Genomic DNA, 23466 nt, shown 5'->3' on the forward strand with positions numbered 1-23466 from the left:
CTTTTTTAAATAAATAGTACTTTGATAACTAAAAATTCTGTTGTTTTTCAGTTGACATACTACCGCAGGTCTTTTATTTTCCTATACGATTTTTATTCTCTTTTATAAAACAAAACACCTTCTTATTTATAGATTGAACCTCTTTTTAAAAATACAAATAACCATAAACAACTTAGGGAAACCTCATTGTTTATGGGGCATTCCATTTACTTTTCAAATAAATAATACGTAAGTTCTCCCGGATAATGTAATACTGTTACTTTCCGCTCACCTTTTTTAAAACTAACAGTATGCCCGTTTTCTCCTAAGTTCTCCCATCCATTTGCCTTTGTAATAGGCATTACACTTATATATTGATAGTCCTCTTCATTATCATCGTTAATATGAATTGCTGACATTGGTACTGGAAAACCTTTAATTTTAGATTCTTTATTCATAAATATGAATGCAATTAAACCAACTAATAACATAGCCATTGAAATACTTGAAACTAGTTTTCTTCTATTCATTTTCACTAAAAACCCTCTTTTCTCGTATATAACTTTCATTATTTTACCAACTTTAATTATTTACGTATATAAAATAAATAATTTATATACTTTCCAACTTAATTTTCTCTACTTTAAACAACATCATTGTTATATATTATAATTATAAGTTTTTAAATTTTGGAGGCGTTACATATTGCAGAAATTACTTTTTACTAAATTGTCAGTTATTATTTCTATTTTCATCATTTTCGGTACGATTTTCTACGTTACTAATGTGAAAAATAACAATGAAAAAGCAACTGTAGAAACAGTGGATACAAAAATTTTCAAAACTAAATTACAACCTAAAATCGATGAATTGACTACTAATTATAATGACATCATCGAAAAAGATTGGTTGCCTGCCTGGGAAGAGATTAATACGACTGGAGATTCAGTAGATCGAAATAAACTATTAGTTACAATGAATGCTGTTTCCAAACAATATGAAAACATTATGAATGAAATAGACACTTTGAAAATTAAAGAAAATATATCGGAAGTACAAATACAAGAACAACTAGTTTATTTCACAACTGAGTTTAAAGCTGCTTCTAAATTTATGAAAAACGCGGCAGATTTAATTATAGACGGAGCCACTAACTCTACTCCAAACAGTGCAACAATTGAAAATACGAAACATGCTTTAGGGCTTGCAGATCAACATATTGTCATCGCTTTATCTACTTTAACTGAAGTTGAAGAGAAATTAGGACTTTCGAAAAAATAGAATTCTTTACTATTTTAAAATAAAAAATGATTGCATTTCATTAATTGTATATCTATAATGTTTTTATTGATTCTATACACATTCAATTCGTATAGGTTATTAATTTTATAATTCGGATGAACCATTCAGGAGAAGGTCTATTGATCTACCGACGGGGCAAAAAGTTGTTAACCGACTTTGAAACTCTCAGGTCTTGTTTACAAGTAGAACTGCATGGGGACGAATCTCTGGAGAGACTCCCTCCCGCTTTAAATAGCGCGGAGGAAAACGAGCACCGAAGGAGCAAATCCGCTACTATAGCGGATAATCTCTCAGGTAAAAGGACAGAGACAAGCGAAAGAAAATGCCGATTTGTATCGGTTTATTTTTCTATCCCTTGTTTCTCCAGAGACCATTTCATTTACTTGAAGTGGTTTTTATTTTTTCTAAAAAAGGAGAATAAAGATGGAGACAGTAAGTAAAGTATTAGAACAAATCAATCACTATGTGTGGGGATTACCAACGTTGTTGTTACTCGTTGGTACTGGTATTATTCTCACAGTGCGTTTAAAAGGTTTACAGTTTAGTAAACTATTATACGCTCACAAACTAGCTTTTAAAAAATCAGAAGATACATCTTCCTCTGGAGATATTAGCCACTTCCAAGCACTTATGACAGCTATGGCGGCAACGATTGGTATGGGAAATATAGCTGGTGTTGCAACTGCTGTGACGATCGGTGGACCTGGTGCCATCTTTTGGATGTGGATTACTGCTTTGTTTGGTATGGCAACAAAATATGCCGAAGCAATTCTTGCGGTGAAATACCGTGTTAGTAATGAAAATGGTGAATATTCAGGTGGACCAATGTACTATTTAGAACGTGGTTTAGGTAAGAAGTGGCTTGCAGTTTTATTTGCTATATTCGGTACAACTGCTTCTTTCGGTATCGGGAATATGGTGCAATCTAATTCAGTTGCAGAGGCAATGCGAATTAATTTCTCTTTCCCTCCTGCTTTAACTGGTATAGTAATGTCATTTTTAATCGCTATCGTTATTTTAGGCGGTGTAAAAAAAATTGGGAAAGTAACAGGATATGTTGTTCCTATTAAAGCTTTCTTTTATATCATTGCTGGTCTTATCATTATTTTCTATCACTACGATCAAATTCCTGAAGCATTTTCACTTATTTTTTCTGGTGCGTTTAATGGTACTGCAGCTGCTGGTGGTTTTATCGGTGCAACAGTTGCATCAGCTATTCAAATTGGAATGGCGCGCGGCGTATTTGCGAACGAAGCTGGTTTAGGGAGTGCCCCTATTGCCGCGGCGGCTGCAAAAACTGATTCCCCTGCAAAGCAAGCTTTAGTTTCAATGACTGGTACTTTTCTAGATACGTTTATTGTATGTACAATTACAGGGCTAGTATTAATTACTACAGGTGCATGGAAGTCTGGTAAAACTGGGGTTGAAGCTACAACACTTGCGTTTCAATCTGTATTCGGTACTGCTGGTAGTATGATTCTTGGTATCGCAATTATTTTATTCGCCTACTCTACTATTTTAGGCTGGTCGTATTACGGTGAGAAATGCGTGGCTTATTTATTTGGAGAAAGTGCTGTTAAATATTATAAAGCAATCTTTATTGTGATGATTGCTATTGGTGCGAATTTAAAATTAGGCATCGTATGGACATTTGCGGATATTGCAAATGGACTTATGGCGATTCCAAACTTAATTGGTCTTATTGGGTTAAGTGGTATTGTTGTTGCTGAAACGAATCGCTTTTTACAAGCAGAGAAATTGAAAGAAAATAATAAAAAACAGGCAAGTTAATCTATGAAAAAAGGAATGACTCATACATGATGAGCATTCCTTTTTTCATCCCCTCTTTTACTTTATTACTATCATTAAAAATATATTTATATCAATGTTTACTCCTTTTTATTCCTCCAAAAGTTTTTCACATAAATGTCATAAATCGTATGGTCTAACTATATAGTTGAAAAGGAATGCGACATTAAAGTGTCGCTGAAAAACTCATCCAAGAAAAGGGAGGAAAAATCTTTTGAAAAACAAAATCATTGTTTTCCTATCTGTTTTGTCTTTTATTATTGGTGGTTTCTTCTTTAACACGAATACTTCAAGCGCTGAAACATCATCTACTGATTACGTTCCTAACCAATTAATCGTTAAGTTCAAGCAAAATGCATCTTTAAGTAATGTGCAATCTTTTCATAAATCTGTCGGAGCTAATGTCTTATCTAAAGATGATAAGTTAGGTTTTGAAGTCGTTCAATTTTCAAAAGGTACTGTAAAAGAAAAAATAAAGAGTTATAAAAATAATCCAGATGTGGAATATGCAGAACCGAATTATTACGTTCACGCCTTTTGGACTCCAAACGACCCATATTTTAAAAATCAATATGGATTACAAAAAAATCAAGCTCCACAAGCTTGGGATAGCCAACGAAGTGATCCTGGTGTAAAAGTAGCCATTATTGATACAGGAGTTCAAGGCTCACACCCTGATTTGGCTTCGAAAGTAATTTACGGGCATGATTATGTTGATAACGACAATACATCTGATGATGGGAATGGTCATGGTACACATTGCGCTGGAATTACTGGAGCACTTACGAATAACAGCGTCGGAATTGCTGGTGTTGCCCCACAAACTTCCATTTATGCTGTTCGCGTATTAGATAATCAAGGAAGTGGTACTCTCGATGCTGTAGCGCAAGGTATTCGAGAAGCTGCTGATTCGGGTGCAAAAGTAATTAGTTTAAGTTTAGGAGCTCCAAATGGTGGTACTGCATTACAACAGGCCGTTCAATATGCATGGAATAAAGGCTCTGTTATAGTTGCAGCTGCTGGAAATGCTGGAAATACAAAAGCTAATTACCCTGCTTATTACAGCGAAGTAATTGCAGTTGCTTCTACAGACCAATTAGATAAGAAATCTTCATTTTCTACTTATGGTAGCTGGGTTGATGTTGCAGCACCAGGTTCAAATATATATTCTACTTATAAAGGAAGCACGTATCAATCATTAAGTGGTACATCTATGGCAACACCTCATGTCGCAGGAGTTGCTGCTCTTTTAGCAAATCAAGGATATAGCAATACACAAATTCGCCAAATTATTGAGTCAACTTCTGATAAAATTACTGGTACAGGTACGTACTGGAAAAACGGTAGAGTCAATGCATATAAAGCTGTACAATATGCGAAGCAATTACAAGAAAATAAAGCTTCTTAAGAAATAAAGTAAAACTTTAATCAGTTGATCTACCATTCATGCGGAATAAAATAGAAGGAGAGACTTCTACAACTAAAGCCTCTCCTTCTTATAAACTATATTACTCTCCCTGCTTTTTAACCATATGTAAATACAGAACAAAATCCATCATTGTCGACGAATGACCAAGTTGACGAATCATCGCTGTTATATTTCCTCTATGATATGTACCATGATTTACAACATGTTGTACTAACTCTAAAATTGAAGTTTCTAATTTTCCTACATACGGATTCTCGATAACAAATACAGCATTCACATCTTGTATTGTACTTAAAAAGTCTTTATATTGATCTGCCATATTTTCAAACATTTTTTCTAATTCATGTAACGATTTGTTTTCCATTTGTTTTCGTAAATCTTCTCGGCTTTTTATTGCTTCATTCATACTTTTACCATGCAATATGTGTAACCACACTTGATCTGTAATATAAATATGGGCAAACGTATCCTTGATTGATGGAAATACACTCTGCATCTGTTCAGTAAAAATCGTCTCATAGTTTGGTAATTCTTTTAGTCGATTGAATAATCGTAGATTAGCCCAAGCATGGTAATCCACTTGTTTTAACATGTACTCTTTCAATCGAAATCGCCTCCTTATTGTATGAAACGAATAGTTTGTTTCTTTATTTCTGATTCTCTATCAGCTTTTGCAATTCCTTTTTCTTCAATTTCTTGTTTATTTATAGTTTTATATTTTACATACGTATGAAATTCCTTTTGAAATGGAAACGGTGTAATCCGAATTGTTTCCTTGTCCACCCATTCAGCTTGTATAGGTTTCTCCTCCTTACTATTAAACATTTCTGTTCCTTCAAAACCATCTTTAAACAAATCAATTTCCTCTTCCTTTTCTACACCCGGTTTATTCATACAGACATATAAAGAAAGTTCATCGCAAAACTTTAATAATCTATAATGTTTATCGAACATCGCAAATTGTTCTTTTGTTAGCGTCGTCAATATTCTTTATTGTCGTTCCAATTCCCCTGTATAAAATGACATCATCTCTTCATCTTCCTCATTTAATGGAAATGATAAAAAATGCTTACTACAAAGTAATGCTCCGTATGGATTGGAATCTTCAATTTCATTCAAACCAATCGTATAAAAGACAAAACGTAATGAACTTGGACAATCCATAAATGTATATGGGATATTTTTAGCATCATTTAAAATTGGTACTTTATCAAGTTCTATCCATCCTCTATCATGCTCATATATTGCATCAATTGTCTCTTTTAAATATGTGTCATCTTCAAAAAAATCTTCTTTTATATGCTTTGCAATCTCTCCAGCTAAAAAACCATGATCATGTTGACGAATTAATGTACTTTCTTTCTCATCCTTTTCACGAAAAATCATCCGTATACTCCCCCTCATCCTCATATTATAGCGTTTTCTATGCATCATTTCTTAATTAATCCCTAATTATTAGCAGGGATTCAGTTTCCTGCAACGAAATTAACATAACTATATAGCATTCTTTCTAACAATATAAATAGCTTTATCTTTACTATCTATTATACTAAATCATTCATTCCAAAAAATTTTTTTATGAGGTGAAAACATGAACAAAACAGAATTAATTAAAAATGTCGCACAATCAGCTGATATTTCTCAAAAGGATGCTTCTGCAGCTGTACAATCTGTATTTGACACAATTGCTACTGCATTACAGTCTGGCGATAAAGTTCAATTAATCGGCTTTGGAACTTTTGAAGTGCGTGAAAGATCTGCTCGTACAGGACGTAATCCACAAACCGGCGAAGAAATTCAAATCGCTGCTGGTAAAGTTCCTGCATTTAAAGCAGGTAAAGAGTTAAAAGAAGCTGTGAAATAAACAAGAAACCAGCCATTTTATAGGCTGGTTTCTTGTTTTAATTTAGTAATTGCTTTATATTTTCTGCATGATACACCTCGCAAATATAAAATATGCATCTGCAGTTACTTACAATTTGATATTTTCTTGTTGGATACACATGCGCCGAAACAGAGCATCCATCAAATAATTCAATAATATTCCCAGAAGGCTGATATCCTTCATATAATACGTTCCTTCTTACTTCCATCTTTTCTATAAGTTTTTCAACTGGAATGTTTCCACTCTCTAGCTCCCTCTTTATTGTATTTGGTAAAAACGAGGTATCCGCAAAAATGAGATTTTCAGATAATACTTTCCCTTTATAACTAATATTGGATACACGGTAAAGAAATGTTCCGTTTTTATCAAAGAAACTCTTTGCTTCTTTCGGGATATACTGTCTATCCAGCACCTCTTGTTCTAGAACATCAAACTGAACTGTATCATTCAATAACTTTTCTAAAGCATGAATAGATGATGTATCTCCAGAAAATAAAATATTTTTAATTGCTTGTACATTATAAGTGGATTCATTTGTTCTATTTTCCGCTACTAGCATGAGGAACACCTCTTCTATAAAATATTTTATTAAACTTATTTATAATTTAAAAGCGCTACTGCATCCAGCTGTATGATTTCGGTGACTTCTTTACTACATATTGCAATTGAAGCTATATAATCTATACTTGGCCTTAAATCTCTCATCACTGTATTTTCTACTAACTCTTGTCTATCCTGAAAAACTAACAAGTTTGGAGGATCATTTGGAGCTGATATAGTAATATCCACTGGTGGAATCATTAGACCTTCACCTGTCGCTTTGAGCACAGCTTCCTTTCTAGTCCAATATGTTAAAAAACCTTCTATTTTTTGTTCATTTGGCAACTTCATAACTTGCGCTATTTCAATGTCGGTTAATACGCCTTCTACCATTTTCATAACATCAACATCTGGATTCATTTGTTCAACATCAACGCCTACAGGTGCAGACTTTGTAAATGCAACTACAACCCACTCACCCGAATGTGAAACCGATAACTGCGGCATCCCCTCTGGTAATTGTGGTCTACCATGTTGTAACTTACATACTGGGCACAGCCTATCAATTGGCACTTGAACTGGTGACATAGAAAGTATTTTACCTAGAACTAATCTACTAATTACACAACCGATTATAAAACGAGCACGATCTGCCGAATGATGATATGAATTTGCTTTCTCTCGTTCAACATCATTTAGTAAATTGTAATGCCATGATTGTAAATCCGAAATTCTTCCCCACCATATTTGACAATCATTCTCATTCAAAATCGGTATAGAATCTACAACTTTACTTTCTATCATGTAAACTCTCTCCTTCTAAATACCAATATCATTTTATTTCAAAAGACCATTTTCAAACTTATTCATTTACAACTTCTTTCTCTTTTTGTAATACAGGTAACGGTTTTTTCTTCTTTTTTGACATTACCTCTTTATCAGAAATACGTAAAGAAAATAGTAATGCTACGAGTAAAAATATTGCTGATCCAATTAATGCTGCTTGATATGGCAATAAATCTGAATGAGTATTATGTTGTACACTGCTATTTCCAAAACCGGCTAGTATACTAGCTAAAACAGCAACTCCTATCGCTGAACCTAATCGATTTTGCACATTAAATATAGTAGTTGCTCTCCCCATAGAAGGCGGCGTTATATTGTTAAATGCAGAAAATTGAACTGCTCCAACTGATTGGCCTAAGAAAATACCTATGCCAAACAATAATACCCGTACTTGCCAAGGGTTCGTATCGTGATTTACAAAACTTAATAAAATAAAGATAATCGCCGTACAAATTACCCCTATAGAAATTACCTTACGAGCTCCTAATTTCTTATATGACCATGGCACAATCTGTGACGATATCATTAATCCAATGGCCTCTGGGAATGTAGTAAGACCTGATTCCAGTGCGGATGCTCCTATTACATTTTGATACATAAGCGGAAAAACAAATAACATTCCTAGTAAACCAGCTGATGAAAATAATGAAATAAGGCTCATCTTTCTAAAGACTGGTTCTTTTAATAAGCGTAAATCTAACATCGGTTGCTTTACTTTCAGTTCGACGATTATAAACAATGTAATGAATACAACCCCAGCTATCCCAGTACTCATAATTTCTGGAGAAATCCACCCTTTTGACGGTCCCTGGCTGAGTGCATATATGAGCATCGCAAATCCTGGTGCTGATAAAATAAAGCCGAGAGAATCAAAGCGACCAGCTGATTTTTCAACATGCTCTGCTAAAAATAGAAGTCCAAATAGCAATGCAACAATTCCAAATGGTAGATTAATATAAAATGCCCAGCGCCAAGACATTTGATCTACAAAAAAGCCACCAATAATTGGTCCTACTGCCGGTGCGACAGCAATTGGCAACACAATAAACCGAGAAATTTTCGGCCTTTCCTCTGGTGAAAATGTTCGGAATAACATCGCCATCCCAACTGGTGTTAAAAGCCCCCCACCAGCACCTTGAATAATACGAAAAATATTCAAGGATGTAATATCGTTCGCTATCCCACATAACGCAGATGCGGTTGTAAATACGAAAAGAGCAGCTAGAAATACTCTTTTCGTACCGAATCGATCTCCTAACCAACCAGAAATCGGAAGGAAAACAGCTAAGCTAACTAAATATCCAACATTAACTGTCCCCATAGCAGATGGTGGCACTTGCAGTTCCTTACTTATCGTTTGCAGTGCTACATTTACAATCGTTGCGTCCATGGCAGCCATAAACATCGCTGTTATATATACGATGCTTACAACTACTTTTGGATTTATTTTTGCTTTCATTATCGTTTTCCTACTACTATTTTTTCACCAGCTTGATTACTTTTTGGATTCAAATCTGTCCAGATATTTTCAACATATTGTAAGCAATCGTGCCTGCTAGCTTCTTCATGTACGACATTCCACCCAATAGGTACATCAAGAAAGACAGGCCAGAGAGAATACTGGCCCTCCTCATTTATTAATACTTTATATGTGTAATTATCATTTTCAAATGGATTCGTCATACTCTCCTTACCCCTTTCTTATTCTGCAAATATTTCGCTAATACTTGTCCAATTTCCGTAAGTGGACCTGGCTGACATAGATCTTTATGTCTACAGTCAATATCATGCTGCACAATTTTCCCATCTAAATAATTTAGCCATGTATTTGGAGAAATAGGATCAAACCAGTCTGGTATAACAGTAGATCTAAAGAATAAAATATCTCCATTATAAACTTTCGGTACGTATCTCCCTAATAATCCTACCGAATTTACATATGTTTCTTTCAAGTTCAATATAGTCTCTTCTTCAAGACTTGCTAATGCACTTCCATCTGTACGAAGGATTTCAACTGCACTTTCCATCGTAAGTGGTTTACCATCCATGTTATCTGGGTCATATCCGCCTAAAGCAAGTAATGCGATTAACGCTTCCTCTTCAGTAGGCGCTTCCGTATTCGGTAGGAAGTGACCAGGATAAGAATCTAGCATAACGAGTAATTCTACTTCTTCCCCTTCATTTTGTAGTTGCGCTGCCATTGCATGCACAACATTTCCTCCGAGCGACCAACCGAGTAAACGATATGGTCCGTGAGGCTGTACTTCACGAACGTGTTTTAAATAATCCGCTGCCATTTCCTCTAAACTTTTTGGAAGTTCTTCATTTTTAGCGATACCACGTGCTTGTACACCGTAGATTGGATAATCTGTTCCTAAAGATTTCATAAGTCCTGCATAGCACCAACTTAATCCACCTGCTGGGTGTACACAAAATAGTGGCAATTGGTTTCCACTTGCTCGTAACGGAAGCAACACATCGAGTGCACTTTGTCCATTTCCCACTTCAAGTCTTTCAGCAAGGCCTGCGACAGTAGGTGCTGCAAATAAAGTTCCGATATTTAATTCGATCCCAAGTGCTTCTTTAATACGGCTCATAAGCTGCACTGCAAGGAGTGAATGACCACCTAAATCAAAGAATCCGTCATCAATTCCAATTTGAGGTACACTTAGTACTTCTGTAAACAAGTCACATAACATTTCTTCTTGCGGTGTTCTTGGTCCACGACTAGAAGATGATACGATAAATTCTGGAGCTGGCAATGCCTTTCTATCTAACTTACCGTTCGGAGTTAAAGGGAACTCATTTACTACTACAAAAGCGTATGGAACCATATAATCTGGTAAACTACCACTAGCAAACTGACGCATTTCATTCGTATCAATCGCTTCATTATTTGATGCGACGATATAAGAAACTAATCGTTTATCCCCTGGTTGATCTTCCCGTACAATAACTGCTACTTGCTCAACTGTAGGGTGTTTCATTATGACCGCTTCTATTTCTCCTAATTCAATTCGGAATCCACGAATTTTTATTTGATGATCTGCACGTCCTATATAATCTAGCGTCCCATCTTGACGCCAGCGTGCTAAGTCTCCAGTACGATACATTCTTGTACCTGGCTTGCCAAATGGATCTGCAATAAAACGTTCTGCAGTTAAACCTGCCCTTCCTAAATATCCACGAGCAAGCCCTGCACCTGCAACATACATTTCTCCAACTACTCCAGGTGGCACTGGTTGTAAATAATGATCTAATACGTATACTTTAAGATCAGGTATACTGCACCCAATTAAACTATTTGCTCGTAAAGAAACGGTACTCTCATCTAGCTCAATATAACTAACATGTACTGTCGTCTCAGTAATACCGTACATATTAATAAGCTTCGGTGCGTTATGAGGATGTCGACTATACCAATCTTCTAATCGACTTAGCTCAAGTGCTTCACCTCCAAAAACAACATATCGTAAAGATAATTGTTGGCCAATCTCTTTATTTTCACGATCTGCTTGCATCAATTGATAGAACGCTGATGGAGTTTGGTTTAAAACAGTTACCTTTTCTTTAACAAGAAGCTGTAAAAATTCTTTCGGCGAGCGACTTACAGTATGTGGAACTACAACTAAGCGCCCTCCGTATAATAAAGGTCCCCAAATTTCCCAAACCGAGAAATCAAAAGCATATGAATGGAACATCGTCCACACATCGTTTCCATCAAACTGGAACCAATGATCAGTTGCTCCTAAAAGTCTTACTACATTTTGATGAGGTATCATAACGCCTTTCGGTCTACCTGTTGAACCTGATGTATAAATAACGTAAGCAATATGTGATGGAGTTAATGGCTTCACGCGCTCCATTTCATCAATATTGTCTTCACTATGTTTCTCAATTTCTTCTATTACTTTTACATTATCAACTAAAACTTTTAGTGCCTCATTACATTCAATTTCCACTTCTGAATTCGTTAAAACACATGATGGTTTCGCATCGTGTAGCATAAAAGAAATACGGTCTGCTGGGTAATCTGGATCTAACGGAAGGTATCCAGCACCAGCTTTAAGAACAGCTAATAAGCTTACAACCATGTTTAATGATCTTGGCATCGCTAAAGCAACGAGTTGATCAGGACCAATTCCTTTTGCTATTAGGAATCGAGCTATTTTATTTGCTTTTCTATTTAACTCTTCATAAGTTAATTTCTTATTTTCAAAGACGACAGCAATAGCATTTGGATTAATATGAACCTGCTTTTCAAATAATTGTGGCAATGTCATTTCTGGTGCAATTTGAAAACCACCATTCCACTTTTCTAACACTGTATTTTTCTCTGCTAAAGTTAATATTTCTAATCTGCCAATGGATTGATCTGGATTTGTCGCCGCATCATCTAATAACAAAATGAATCGTTCTATTAGTTTTTGAACCGTTTCATGTTTATATAAATCGGTACTAAACTCTAGTAAACCATGTAAACCGTTCGGAGTACCATCAACCCCGTGACTCTCACTAATTTCAAATGTTAAATCAAACTTCGCAGAGCCAACACTTTGAATTTCAAGGCTCGTTTCTATATCCGGGACATCAAAGATTGCTTCTGGCGTATTTTGGAAAGCTAACATAACTTGAAATAGCGGATGACTATTTCGAGTACGCACCGGGTTTAACACTTCAACGAGTCGTTCAAATGGAACATCTTGATTTTCATAAGCTGCAAGATTTGCCTGCTTCACTCTATTTAATAATTCTTTAAAACTTGGATCTCCTGAAGTATTTGTACGTAACACTAATGTATTTACAAATAAACCAACAATATCTGAAAGTACATCATCATTTCTTCCAGCAATCGGACTTCCAATTGGTATATCAGTGCCTGCACCTAATCTTGTAAATAGCGCACTTAGTCCTGCTTGCAATACCATAAACAAACTAACTCCGTTTTTCCGTGCGAGCTCTACTAACCTACTATGCATACCTGCATCTATATGAAAATGAATTGTTTCTCCTCTGTAACTCGTTTCCATTGGACGCTGATAATCTGTAGGTAACTCCAATTGATCTGGTAATCCCTTTAACTCTTTCTTCCAAAAATCTAATTGTGTTGAAATGAGACTTTCTTGTGTAGTTTCATCCCCTAACAATTGCTGTTGCCAAAGTGCATAATCTGCGTATTGAACTGGAAGTGTCTCCAGCTGTACTTTGTTCCCTTGACATCGTGCTTTATACGCCACTGTAAAATCTCTCGTCAACGGTTGTAACGACCAGCCATCCCCTACAATATGATGCAATAGAATTAGTAATACATGTTCGTTTTCATTCACTGTAAATAGTTGCAAACGAACTGCTGGTTCAACATCGAGGTTAAAGCTATATCTTACAGCCTCCGCAAGTACACTTTCTAATTCATTTTTACATGTATTTGTTATAATCATTTCAAGATTTAAGTTTTCCATATGTAAAATTTCCTGGTAGGAACTACCTAATACGTTAGGGAAAATTGTTCTAAGTGTTTCATGTTTCTCGACTACATCATAAAAGGCACCTTGTAATGCTCCCTCGTTCAACTTTCCAGACAAACGAATGACTAACGGAATATTATAAGTAGGACTTGGACCTTCTAAACAATGTAAGAACCATAGTCTACGCTGTGCAAATGAAAGTGGAACTTCATTTGGCCTACTTACTTTCTTAATCGCTGGTCTTGCAGTTTTTGCTCGATCCAATTGTTTCACTAATTCAGCAACAGTTGGCGATTCAAATAGTTTTCCAATTCCTAATTCGACACTTAACGTTTCACGAATTCTTGCCATTAAACGCGATGCAAGAAGCGAATGTCCACCCATTTCAAAGAAATTATCATCAATGCTAATGCGAGAAACACCAAGTACTTCTGCAAATAAATGACATAATATTTCTTCTTTCGGATTTCTAGCAACTCTCTCATTGTTCATGCCATTAAAATCAGGAGCAGGTAATTTCTTTCTATCAATCTTTCCATTTGGCGTTAATGGTAATTCTTCTAGCAATACAAATGCTGATGGCACCATATAATTCGCTAAACTTTCTGAAACATAAGAACGAATTTCTGAAAGATGAATCGTTTCCTTCTCTTCGGCAACAATATACGCAATGATTCGTTTATCATTTGGACGATCTTCTCGTACCATAACCACTGCTTGCTTAATATTTTCATGGCGTTGTAATACCATTTCAATTTCAGCTAATTCAATTCGGAAACCACGAATTTTAATTTGATGATCTGCGCGGTTCATGTACTCTAAAACACCATCACTGCGCCATTTTACTAAATCACCTGTACGGTACATGCGCTGCCCTGGTTTTCCATAAGGATTTGCAACAAACCGTTCAGCTGTTAACTCCGGTTTTCCTAAATATCCGCTTGCAAGTCCTTCCCCTGCAATATACAATTCACCAATAACTCCAGGTGGAACTGGTTGTAAACCTGCATCTAATACATACACGTCTGTATTCCAAATTGGCTTTCCAATAGGAGGTATACCACTTTCCCTTTCATCGATGTTCATGACAGTAGACCAAATAGTCGTTTCAGTTGGTCCATATAAATTAGTTAATGAACAACCTAATTCTTTTAATTTATTTGCTAAATGCGCTGGAAGAGCTTCACCACCAACTAGTATGTTTAGCCCTTGTAGCTTCTCTGGATAATCAGTTACTAACGCCTGCCAAAGCGTCGGTGTAGCCTGCATAATGGTCACTCTTTCTTCCTGTAAAAGTGTCGTTAATGCAGAAGGCTCTTGAATGTCTTCCTTTTGCGCAATTGTTAAACTTGCACCACTAATAAGAGGTAAATAAATTTCTAGAGCAGAAATATCAAACGCAAATGTTGTCACTGCTAATAAATGATCATGTTCATGTAACGAAAACTTTTGTTGCATAGCCATTAAAAAGTTACTTAAACCTCTCATAGGAACAATTACACCTTTTGGGTTACCCGTTGAGCCTGAAGTATATATTGTATAGGCTGGGTTTAAAAGTGATACATCATTCTTACATTCTATATTCATACGAGAATATGTATGTAATGCTAGTTTCGTTTCTTCGTCATCTAATACAATTTTTTTCATATCATTTTCTATAACTAACTTAGATGAAACAGATGAATGTGTTATGATACAAACTGGTTTTGCATCATTTACTATATAATTTATTCGCTCAGCTGGGTATTCTGGATCTATTGGTAAATACGCTGCACCAGCCTTTAAAACTGCTAGCATACTAGTTACCATTTCTATTGATCTTGGAAATACTAAAGCTACAAACTGATTTGCTCGTATTCCTTCTTTTACCAAATAGTGCGCCAGTTCATTCGCTCGTTCATTTAACTCTTTATACGTAAGATCTACACCGTTACAAGTAACTGCTACTTTATTTGGAGTTTTTTGTACTTGTTTTTCAAATAGTATAGGTAGGGCGATTAAATTATCAGCTTCCTTAGTTTCATTCCATTCCAATAAAACTTTATGATTTTCTTCAGGAAGAGTAATGTTTATCTTTCCAATTGACTCGTTTTTTTGATAAGCATTTATCATTAATTCTAATAATTGCATAAATCTTTCTTTATGCAATGCTAGCTCCGCACCATTATATACTTCCGGATTCGCATCAAAATGAATCATTAGCTCATTTTGATCAAAACGTTTATATACATTTATTGATAAATCATCGACAGGTCCTGCTGATAAATTATGTGTAATACCACGATTCCCACCAAAGTTAAGCCCGTAATCAAAAGGCATAACATTCACTAACGGTCCAAATAACCTTTGATTTTCACCTAATAACTTTAAGTCTCTTCTTAATTCCTCATGACGGTATTTATGATGGCGACGTACGTCTCGGATTTCTTTAGAAACTTGCTGTAATAATTCTACGAGAGTTATATTTGGGGTTACAGTAAGACGAAGTGGTACTAAATTCATTACCATACTCGGTGTATGAAGAGATGCAGAACCTAGACGCCCCATCATCGGTAAACCTAAAACAATATCATTTTCACCTGTTAATTTATGTATATAAATACTTGTTACAACGACAATGAATTCCGGCCAACTTGTTAACGAAATATTGATATCTTCTAGTAAAGTTTTTGTACTAGAACTAGATAAACAAGCTGTTTCGCGTAAAAATCCATTTGATGTTCTCGGTGCTCGTTCTGCCAAACTTACAACGTCTGGTTCATCCGCAAATTTTTCTAACCAAAAAGCACGATCTTCCTGAAATTGTTTAGACTCACGATACTCCATATCTTCTTGCACAACTTTTGCAAGAGAACCAAATGTCTTTTCATTCTTGTTTGTTTCTTCTATAAGTGATGTATACTCATTCGCTACCTTTTGGCTAAGAAGTGAAAATCCATAGCCATCCATCACAATGTGATGGATGCGCTGATACCAAAAGAAACGATTATTTTCAACTTGAATAAGTGCTTCAGTAAATAAAGTATCTTTTTTCAAATCGACTGGCATAGATAAATCATTTTTCATCCATGCTTTAGCAGCCTCTTCAGGATTTTCTTCTTTACGAACGTCAATAAAATGCATATGAAACTGTGATTCTTCAATAACTTGCCATGGGCCAATTTCATCCTCTTCGAAGCGAACATGAAGTGCTTCTGCTTCCATTACAACTTTACGTACAGCTAATTCAAAAATGTCTTGATGAATATTTCCGTTTATTTCTACATATTCCCCAGTATTATAAATTGAATTAAGTGGATCTAATTTTTGCGCAAACCACATACCAGACTGCGCAGATGATAACGAATGACGAACCTTTTGACTATTAGGCATTCTTCACTACCCCTTTATTATGTAGTCTATATTAAAGTACACGTTCTGTTTGCAGAGATAATAAGCGATGCCAATCAACAACTGTTGGGTTCTCTGCTAAATCCGCAAAAGTAATCTCCTTTCCTTCGCGACGCCACTTCTCTACTAAACTCATAATTCTGACCGAATCAAGTCCTCTATTTAATAAATCTTCATCAGTCCCAACACTCTCTACTGGTTCACGAAGTAATTGTGCAACTAGTTCATGTACTTTTTGTAAAGTGATTTCATCATCATCTTTTAAACCTTGTAACTCTGTTAACAAACTATTAGTTGATGTCGTTACTGCACATCTATTTGACGCATACTCCAACGCTTGTTTATGATGTTCTAGTGAAAAATCAGCAACTGCATCCCCTACAAAGAACGGCTGAATTCCATCCATAAATGCTTCACAAGCTGTTAAAAGGCAGCCAATATGCGCATAAATACCGCAAATAATGAGTTGATCTCTTCCTTGTTCATTTAAAATTTCTAATAGATTTGTCTTTTTAAATGCACTATATCTCCATTTTGTTAAGAATATATCATCCTCATCAGGAGTAAGTTCATCGACAATTTTCTTTTTATCTGGTCCAGCAGGAATACCGTCCCCCCAAAAATCTTGTAATAACCCTCGTTGTTCTAGTGTTTGTCCACCCGGTTGCGCTGTATAAACAACTGGTATACCAAGTTCCTTACATTTTTCTCTTATCACCTTAATATTTGAAATGAGTTCTACTTTCGGTGACTCTTTATCGCTATATGCATCAAGAAAATATTCTTGCATGTCATGGATTAGAAGAACCGCACGTTTCGGATCTGGTTTCCAATCCACTTTATTTTTTGGTAGTTCTGATTCAATTGGCATTTTATATACTGAAATAGATGGGATAGCCATCTAATCACTTCCTTCCGGTTTTTATTATTGTTTTACTGTAATAAGTTTTTCAGCAATGACTTTACGTAGTTCTTTTTTGCTTACCTTTCCAACGCCTGTTTGCGGGAATGATTCAATAAATTCAATTCGATCTGGAATCTTATAAGCTGCTATACCACGCTCTCTTAAAAATTTTTTTAATTCACTTACTGCCGGAGCTTGTCCGCGAGCTATAACAAATGCACAAGTACGTTCTCCTAAATAATCGTCAGGCATAGATACAATCGCTACATCATGTACTGCAACATGTGCTAATAGATGATTTTCAACTTCTTCCGCGGCAACTTTCTCACCACCACGATTAATTTGATCTTTATCTCTTCCTTCTACAATGATGTAACCTTGTTCATTTACTTTCACAAGATCTCCTGTGCGATAAAATCCATCCTTTGTAAACGATTGTGCATTATGCTCTTCTGCTTTATAATAACCACGAATTGTATATGGCCCTCTTGTTAATAAACTACCTACTTCGCCAGGTTTTACATCGTTGTCATTTTCATCAACAACTCGTACTTCATCGAGTGCAGACATTGGTCTACCTTGTGTATAAATAATAATTTCTTCCGGATCATCTAATCTTGTATAGTTCACTAATCCTTCCGCCATACCGAATACTTGCTGTAATGTACATCCAAATGTAGGGCGTATACGTTTTGCAACTTCAGCACTAAATTTCGCGCCACCTACTTGAATCACTTCTAGACTCGATAAATCGTTATTACGTGAAGATGCAGCATCAAGCCATATCATTGCTAATGGTGGTACGAGAGCAGTAATCGTAACTTTTTCTTTTTCAATAAGTGCAAATGCCTCATCTGGACTACCTCCAGTTGCCAGCACTACTTTTCCACCCGCATAGAAAGTTCCAAATGTACCAGGAGAGCTCATCGGGTAATTATGTGCTACTGGAAGAACGGCCATATAGACACTCTTTGCACTTAAATTACAAATTTCAGCGCTAACACGTAAACTATAAATATAATCATCATGCGTTCGAGGAATTAATTTAGAAAGTCCTGTTGTCCCCCCTGATAATTGGAGAAACGCAACATCACTTGGCTGAACTTCTGGTAATGGAACGGGATCTATATATAAATCACTTATGTTCACAAATTCTTCTTCTTCTCCCACTACAATTACATGTTGTAAAGTTGGCACTTTCTCTTTCACTTCTCTTGCTAGTTTTCGATAATCAAAACCGAGAGCTTTATCTGAAATAACGTAAGCACCCGCCTCACCAAACTCACAAAAATAACTAATTTCACTGCTTCGATGTGAAGGTAATGCAAAAACAGGAAGTGCCCCAATTCGAAATAGCGCAAAACATACTTCGAAAAACTCAATAACGTTAGGTAGCTGGATTACAACTCGATCCTCTTGCTTTATTCCTAAATTCAGTAGCCCTGAAGCTAATCGATCTACTTTTTTATCAAACTCACTATACGTAATATGCGTATTACCACTTACAACTGCAATTTGATCGCCATATTTTTCAGCTCGCTCTCTTAACATCCCGCCAAATGTTTCCCCAAGCCAACACCCTTCCTCTCGATAACGATCAGCAAATTCTTTTGGCCATTTTGTATAACCTGTTAGCATTCTTTCTGCCCCCTACTTTTCATTAAGTGAACTATCATTTAATCCTAATGCTTTCAACATTGTTTGGAACTTAGCTGATGTTTCTGCTAATTCATCTTCTGGTTTTGACTCAGCAACAACGCCCGCTCCTGCATATAAACGGAGTGTATTTTCTTGTACTTCAGCACAACGAATTGTAACAATCCATTCACCGTCTCCATTTAAATCACTCCACCCTAGCATTCCTGTAAAGAATTCACGGTCAAATGGCTCAATTTTTTGAATCGCCTCTCTCGCTTCTTCCATCGGTGTGCCGCAAACTGCTGGCGTCGGATGAAGAGCAATTGCTAATTCCAAAGAAGTAGTATTCGGATCCTTTAGTTCACCTTTCACTTCAGTAGATAAATGCCACATCGCTTCACTATGAATAACGGATGGCTTTTCCGGAACATGTAATGTATGACAGTACGGACGAAGCGCTGCAGCAACTGCTTCTACTACTACCGCATGTTCATGTAAATCTTTTGGAGAAGAAAGTAATTCCTCTGCTCTTCTCTTATCTTCAGCTGAATCCTCACTACGTGGCCTTGAACCAGCTAACGGATTAGAAATAACTTGCATACCATTACGTGAGACGAGTAATTCAGGGCTCGCTCCAATTAACGTCTTACTACTCTCATTTTCATCTTTCGATACATTCACAGCAAATGTATATCCATGCTTATTATGCGCTGCTAATTCTCGAAGAAGTTTTTGCTTATCAATCTTTTCGGAAGAATTAACATCTAACGATCTGGATAGAACGATTTTTTTTAAATCCCCGCCCTTTATTTTTGCAATTCCTTGCTTCACACCATTCATATACACTTCAGGCGCTGGTACAGGCGTCATTTCGAATGTTAAGTTCTCATTTGTTTCAAGCTGATTTGTTGTATCCAATTGTAATCGTTCAGAAGTCCTACTATATTCTGGTACGATAAGTTGGACTTCTTTTCTACGATCAAATGGCAAAGCACCGACAACGATAGGATTCAGATTTCCGGCTTGTTTTGCATTACATAATACTGCTTGTACAAGTTCTGGGAAACTTTCAATTTCATGATGCTTTACTGTAGTAAACTCTCCTTCTGCTAATATCGTTCGAGTTGGTGAAGCGAAAAAGAATGAAGATTCAGTCTTATAATCTTCTAGTAATTTTTCTGACAGTTCCTTTACAGCCGTAAATTCCTTCATTGTATAGTAACCCCCTGAATTTTTTATTAAACGCCTAATGTAGCTCCGCCATCAACACATAAATTATGCATTGTAATATGACTAGCTTTATCTGAAGCTAAAAACAATACTGCTTCAGCAATTTCTGAAGGCTGTGCAATTTTTTGTAACGGTATACCGAGTCTATATGTACTTTGAGAACCAGCAATTATATTTTTTTCTCCATTCTCATCAGCCCATAGTAACCTTTGCATTTCAGTTTCAGTAGAACCTGGAGAAACTACGTTACAGCGAATGTTATACGCTGCAAGTTCTAATCCTAAACATTTCATAAACATCGTCGTAGCAGCTTTTGATGCAGCATATGCAGCCATCTCCATTCTCGGCGTATTTGCTGCATTTGAACCAACTGTAACAATTGCCCCTGACTTTCTTTGCATCATATGTTTACTTACTGCTCGGGACATATAGAAAACTCCTGTAGAATTTACAGAAAACGTTTTATTCCAATCTTCATCACTTAACGAGTGAATCGCTCCCATACGTAAAACCCCTGCAACATTTACTAATATATCTATTGGAGCTATTTCATTTTCAATATCATTTACCATCTGTTCAACTGCGGTACTATCACTCACATCTAAGCAAAACGTTTTCAAATGTATTTCATTTAAGAGTTCGTTTAATCCCTCTTCATTTTGATCAACCGCAATAACTGTAGCTCCTCTTTCTAAAAACATTTTAGCAACAACACTACCTATACCTTGAGCTGCACCTGTTACTAAAACAGTTTTCCCATCAAATTCCCCTAAGTTCATTTCCTCTATCCTTTCATTTAAAAATCAATCTAATTAAATAAATAATGATAATGATTATCATTATCGATGTAAAAAATAATACACTTACTAAACTAATTGGTCAAGTGTACTTTTCATTAAAATATTATTCATTGATAATGTTTTTCATTTAATGTTCTTACACCGAAATGATAATCTTTCTCAATAAACTTGTCAACCTATTTTTATTTTTCAGATAAAAACTTTAGTGCTTTTCAATACAATTACATCTAAAAGTATTAATAAACACTTACATTAATACTTTAATTCTTACTCCTCTTTGTAAAAATTGAAGATGATAAACTGAAGGTCTCTTCAGTTACAAAGCCTTAACAAAAAGTCGAGCATTTATTTTCTCAATATTTGTCTGAAAATATATCTTGCAAACATCAATTCATATTTTCTTTATTATTTAAGATTTAATACATATTTCGAATACGATGCATCGATTTATTATATTCCAATATAATCCAAACGGATATTTCACTCACTTTTATATCAAAAAAAATAAAAAGTAATTTAACCTTGTTAAAATAACTCAAAAAAGCACCCTATTTAACAGGATGCTTTTTCGTAACTATAGTGTTATAGAAGATTTATATACTTATGCTACGCTGCGATACGCTTCTTCTTGTTCTTTTTTCTGTTTAGGTGCTCGAATTAAAATTGCGATAATGAATGACACGACACATAGTACGCCAATCACCATAAAGGTTGGTTTGAATCCACCTAGAAGTGCACCGATAAAGGAACCTGCAAGCGCTCCAAATCCAAATCCTTGATACACAATTCCGTAATTCTTACTATGGTTTTTCATACCGAAGAAATCACCAACAATAGCTGGGAAAATAGTAATATTTCCACCAAAACAAAACGCTACACTTGCTACACATACGAAGTAGATACCGTAATTCAAATCTACGAAACTTAGAACTAATACCGAACTCGCCATAACCACAAAAGTACCCGTAACGATTTTTAAACGACCAATTTTATCTGATAACGGTCCTAGAATAATACGACCTAATGTGTTAAATATTGCAACCATAGCCACCGCATTAGCTGCTGTCGCTGCACTAAGCCCTACAAGTTGAACACCAATGTCTTTTACCATACCAATTAAGTATAAGCCACTCATACATGATGTAAATAACATGATGAATAATAAGTATACTTGTTTTGTGCCTAACATTTCTTTCATTGTATATTCATGAGTGTTTGTTTCCTGAACTGCACCTTGATCAGCAGCTTGATGGATTAAACAAGCTCCAAGGACAATCATAGCTGTAACAATTAAACCCCAATATATAAACGCTTGCGATACACCAACGGAATCGATTAACTTTGCATTTATATATTTGAAAATTAAGCTACCTGTACCATATGCAGCTACAGATATACCAGAGATTAAACCTTTACGTTCAGGGAACCACTTAATTAAATTAGATAGTGAAGTAATATAAGCTGTACCATCTGCGTAACCTACAACAACTCCTGCTAGTATATAAAGCAATATTAACGAAGAAGCTTGTGAACTAAGTACTAATCCTAGTCCTAATGCTAGTCCAGCTATCATAATAAGTTTACGAAGTCCCCATTTTTCTTGCAATTTACTTGCAAATAAAGTTGAAAATGCTAAGGAAAGACTAGTAATTGAGAAAGTTATCGCAACCGCGTTAAGACTCCAACCGTATTTACTAACTAAAGGCTGATTGAATAAACTCCATGTATATATCGTTCCAAGTCCCATTTGAACTATTACTGTACCAAGGACAACAAGCCATGGATTAACCTTTGATTTTTTCATACCTTTCCGCCTCCTCTTTCTATTTCAATGCTTTTCGCTAAGTCTTGTTTTTTTATGTTCATTTTGGTCATCTCTTTTGATTTAACACCTTCATTGTATAAGATGTTTTCAGTTATGTAAGCACTTACAAGGCAGGGCGTCAAAAACATGGAATCAGTTACAGAAAACGAAGGATGAAATACAAAAAAATGTTTTTTAAATACGTAATAGTTGTTCATATTGTTTTATATAAGTTAAATTTACATATGTTTTTGAATCCTTTTTTCAATAGTAAAACAATAAAACCGTCTCTTTAATAAACATTAAAGAGACGGTTTTATTAAATTAATTCATAAGCCTGACTTTCTTTATACATTTATAATTGTTTCTGTCAACAACGATTCAAATTTCCCCAATTTCAACGAAATGAAATTCCCCATTATGAACGGCTAAATCGTTGTTTGGG

16 protein-coding genes, 1 pseudogene and 1 riboswitch are annotated in these 23466 nt (G+C 35.5%); of the genes and pseudogenes, 4 read left to right on the top strand and 13 right to left on the bottom strand.

Annotated elements, in window-relative coordinates; all coding sequences use genetic code 11:
• Positions 1-206 precede the first annotated feature (206 nt).
• Positions 207-551, bottom strand: coding sequence for a hypothetical protein (locus tag PDQ33_RS22825; protein ID WP_140158722.1), 345 nt, complete (start codon positions 549-551; stop codon positions 207-209).
• 133 nt (positions 552-684) lie between these two features.
• On the opposite strand from PDQ33_RS22825, the gene PDQ33_RS22830 reads away from it, so the two are divergent.
• The 3 genes from PDQ33_RS22830 to PDQ33_RS22840 all read left to right on the top strand — a co-directional run bounded on the left by PDQ33_RS22830 (position 685) and on the right by PDQ33_RS22840 (position 4498).
• Positions 685-1260 (top strand): hypothetical protein, encoded by a 576-nt coding sequence (locus PDQ33_RS22830; RefSeq protein WP_001170861.1) that lies wholly within the window; start codon positions 685-687, stop codon positions 1258-1260.
• A 217-nt stretch (positions 1261-1477) separates the two neighbouring features.
• Positions 1478-1597: riboswitch (glycine riboswitch) on the top strand.
• 107 nt (positions 1598-1704) lie between these two features.
• Positions 1705-3072 (top strand): alanine/glycine:cation symporter family protein, encoded by a 1368-nt coding sequence (locus PDQ33_RS22835; protein WP_000451019.1) that lies wholly within the window; start codon positions 1705-1707, stop codon positions 3070-3072.
• A 232-nt stretch (positions 3073-3304) separates the two neighbouring features.
• On the top strand, positions 3305-4498 hold the full coding sequence (locus PDQ33_RS22840) for a S8 family peptidase (RefSeq protein WP_270393429.1): 1194 nt from the start codon (positions 3305-3307) through the stop codon (positions 4496-4498).
• Between the two features lie 100 nt (positions 4499-4598).
• On the opposite strand, the gene PDQ33_RS22845 is transcribed toward PDQ33_RS22840, so the two are convergent.
• Positions 4599-5123, bottom strand: coding sequence for a DinB family protein (locus PDQ33_RS22845; protein ID WP_270756667.1), 525 nt, complete (start codon positions 5121-5123; stop codon positions 4599-4601).
• Between the two features lie 14 nt (positions 5124-5137).
• Positions 5138-5905: pseudogene (locus PDQ33_RS22850) on the bottom strand (DUF3891 family protein).
• A 205-nt stretch (positions 5906-6110) separates the two neighbouring features.
• On the opposite strand from PDQ33_RS22850, the gene PDQ33_RS22855 reads away from it, so the two are divergent.
• Positions 6111-6383: an HU family DNA-binding protein gene (locus tag PDQ33_RS22855; protein WP_001043907.1), complete on the top strand. Its 273-nt coding sequence runs from the start codon at positions 6111-6113 to the stop codon at positions 6381-6383.
• Between the two features lie 37 nt (positions 6384-6420).
• Here the strand turns inward: PDQ33_RS22855 and PDQ33_RS22860 are convergent, their stop codons facing one another.
• The 10 genes from PDQ33_RS22860 to PDQ33_RS22905 form a co-directional block, all read right to left on the bottom strand.
• Positions 6421-6963: a hypothetical protein gene (locus PDQ33_RS22860; protein ID WP_000959145.1), complete on the bottom strand. Its 543-nt coding sequence runs from the start codon at positions 6961-6963 to the stop codon at positions 6421-6423.
• A 35-nt stretch (positions 6964-6998) separates the two neighbouring features.
• Complete coding sequence (sfp, locus tag PDQ33_RS22865) at positions 6999-7748, bottom strand: 4'-phosphopantetheinyl transferase Sfp (protein ID WP_000572991.1); 750 nt, start codon at positions 7746-7748, stop codon at positions 6999-7001.
• 58 nt (positions 7749-7806) lie between these two features.
• A complete protein-coding gene (locus PDQ33_RS22870) occupies positions 7807-9249 on the bottom strand; it encodes an MDR family MFS transporter (RefSeq protein ID WP_000644784.1) in 1443 nt (480 codons plus the stop codon).
• Complete coding sequence (locus PDQ33_RS22875) at positions 9249-9473, bottom strand: MbtH family protein (protein WP_071742225.1); 225 nt, start codon at positions 9471-9473, stop codon at positions 9249-9251. Before PDQ33_RS22875 ends, PDQ33_RS22870 begins: the two co-directional genes overlap by 1 nt.
• A complete protein-coding gene (locus tag PDQ33_RS22880; RefSeq protein WP_270393420.1) occupies positions 9470-16627 on the bottom strand; it encodes an amino acid adenylation domain-containing protein in 7158 nt (2385 codons plus the stop codon). The genes PDQ33_RS22875 and PDQ33_RS22880 overlap by 4 nt, the downstream gene beginning before the upstream one ends.
• A 31-nt stretch (positions 16628-16658) precedes the next feature.
• Positions 16659-17546 (bottom strand): isochorismatase, encoded by an 888-nt coding sequence (gene dhbB, locus PDQ33_RS22885; RefSeq protein WP_061130750.1) that lies wholly within the window; start codon positions 17544-17546, stop codon positions 16659-16661.
• Between the two features lie 24 nt (positions 17547-17570).
• A complete protein-coding gene (locus PDQ33_RS22890) occupies positions 17571-19187 on the bottom strand; it encodes a (2,3-dihydroxybenzoyl)adenylate synthase (RefSeq protein WP_061130749.1) in 1617 nt (538 codons plus the stop codon).
• Between the two features lie 12 nt (positions 19188-19199).
• On the bottom strand, positions 19200-20399 hold the full coding sequence (gene dhbC, locus PDQ33_RS22895; RefSeq protein WP_061130748.1) for an isochorismate synthase DhbC: 1200 nt from the start codon (positions 20397-20399) through the stop codon (positions 19200-19202).
• Between the two features lie 26 nt (positions 20400-20425).
• Complete coding sequence (dhbA, locus tag PDQ33_RS22900; protein WP_001048422.1) at positions 20426-21196, bottom strand: 2,3-dihydro-2,3-dihydroxybenzoate dehydrogenase; 771 nt, start codon at positions 21194-21196, stop codon at positions 20426-20428.
• 622 nt (positions 21197-21818) lie between these two features.
• Positions 21819-23021: an L-lactate MFS transporter gene (locus PDQ33_RS22905; RefSeq protein WP_000748916.1), complete on the bottom strand. Its 1203-nt coding sequence runs from the start codon at positions 23019-23021 to the stop codon at positions 21819-21821.
• Positions 23022-23466 lie beyond the last annotated feature (445 nt).

Source organism: Bacillus cereus group sp. Bc031, assembly GCF_027716265.1.
Lineage (GTDB): Bacteria > Bacillota > Bacilli > Bacillales > Bacillaceae_G > Bacillus_A > Bacillus_A paranthracis.

What these genes read in the sequence shown, in the direction of transcription:
- PDQ33_RS22835 (WP_000451019.1), top strand. Translation starts at nt 1,705, where the DNA reads ATGGAGACAGTAAGTAAAGTATTAGAACAAATCAATCACTATGTGTGG.
- PDQ33_RS22855 (WP_001043907.1), top strand. Translation starts at nt 6,111, where the DNA reads ATGAACAAAACAGAATTAATTAAAAATGTCGCACAATCAGCTGATATT.
- PDQ33_RS22860 (WP_000959145.1), bottom strand. Translation starts at nt 6,963, where the DNA reads ATGCTAGTAGCGGAAAATAGAACAAATGAATCCACTTATAATGTACAA.
- sfp (WP_000572991.1), bottom strand. Translation starts at nt 7,748, where the DNA reads ATGATAGAAAGTAAAGTTGTAGATTCTATACCGATTTTGAATGAGAAT.
- PDQ33_RS22870 (WP_000644784.1), bottom strand. Translation starts at nt 9,249, where the DNA reads ATGAAAGCAAAAATAAATCCAAAAGTAGTTGTAAGCATCGTATATATA.
- PDQ33_RS22875 (WP_071742225.1), bottom strand. Translation starts at nt 9,473, where the DNA reads ATGACGAATCCATTTGAAAATGATAATTACACATATAAAGTATTAATA.
- PDQ33_RS22880 (WP_270393420.1), bottom strand. Translation starts at nt 16,627, where the DNA reads ATGCCTAATAGTCAAAAGGTTCGTCATTCGTTATCATCTGCGCAGTCT.
- dhbB (WP_061130750.1), bottom strand. Translation starts at nt 17,546, where the DNA reads ATGGCTATCCCATCTATTTCAGTATATAAAATGCCAATTGAATCAGAA.
- PDQ33_RS22890 (WP_061130749.1), bottom strand. Translation starts at nt 19,187, where the DNA reads ATGCTAACAGGTTATACAAAATGGCCAAAAGAATTTGCTGATCGTTAT.
- dhbC (WP_061130748.1), bottom strand. Translation starts at nt 20,399, where the DNA reads ATGAAGGAATTTACGGCTGTAAAGGAACTGTCAGAAAAATTACTAGAA.
- dhbA (WP_001048422.1), bottom strand. Translation starts at nt 21,196, where the DNA reads ATGAACTTAGGGGAATTTGATGGGAAAACTGTTTTAGTAACAGGTGCA.
- PDQ33_RS22905 (WP_000748916.1), bottom strand. Translation starts at nt 23,021, where the DNA reads ATGAAAAAATCAAAGGTTAATCCATGGCTTGTTGTCCTTGGTACAGTA.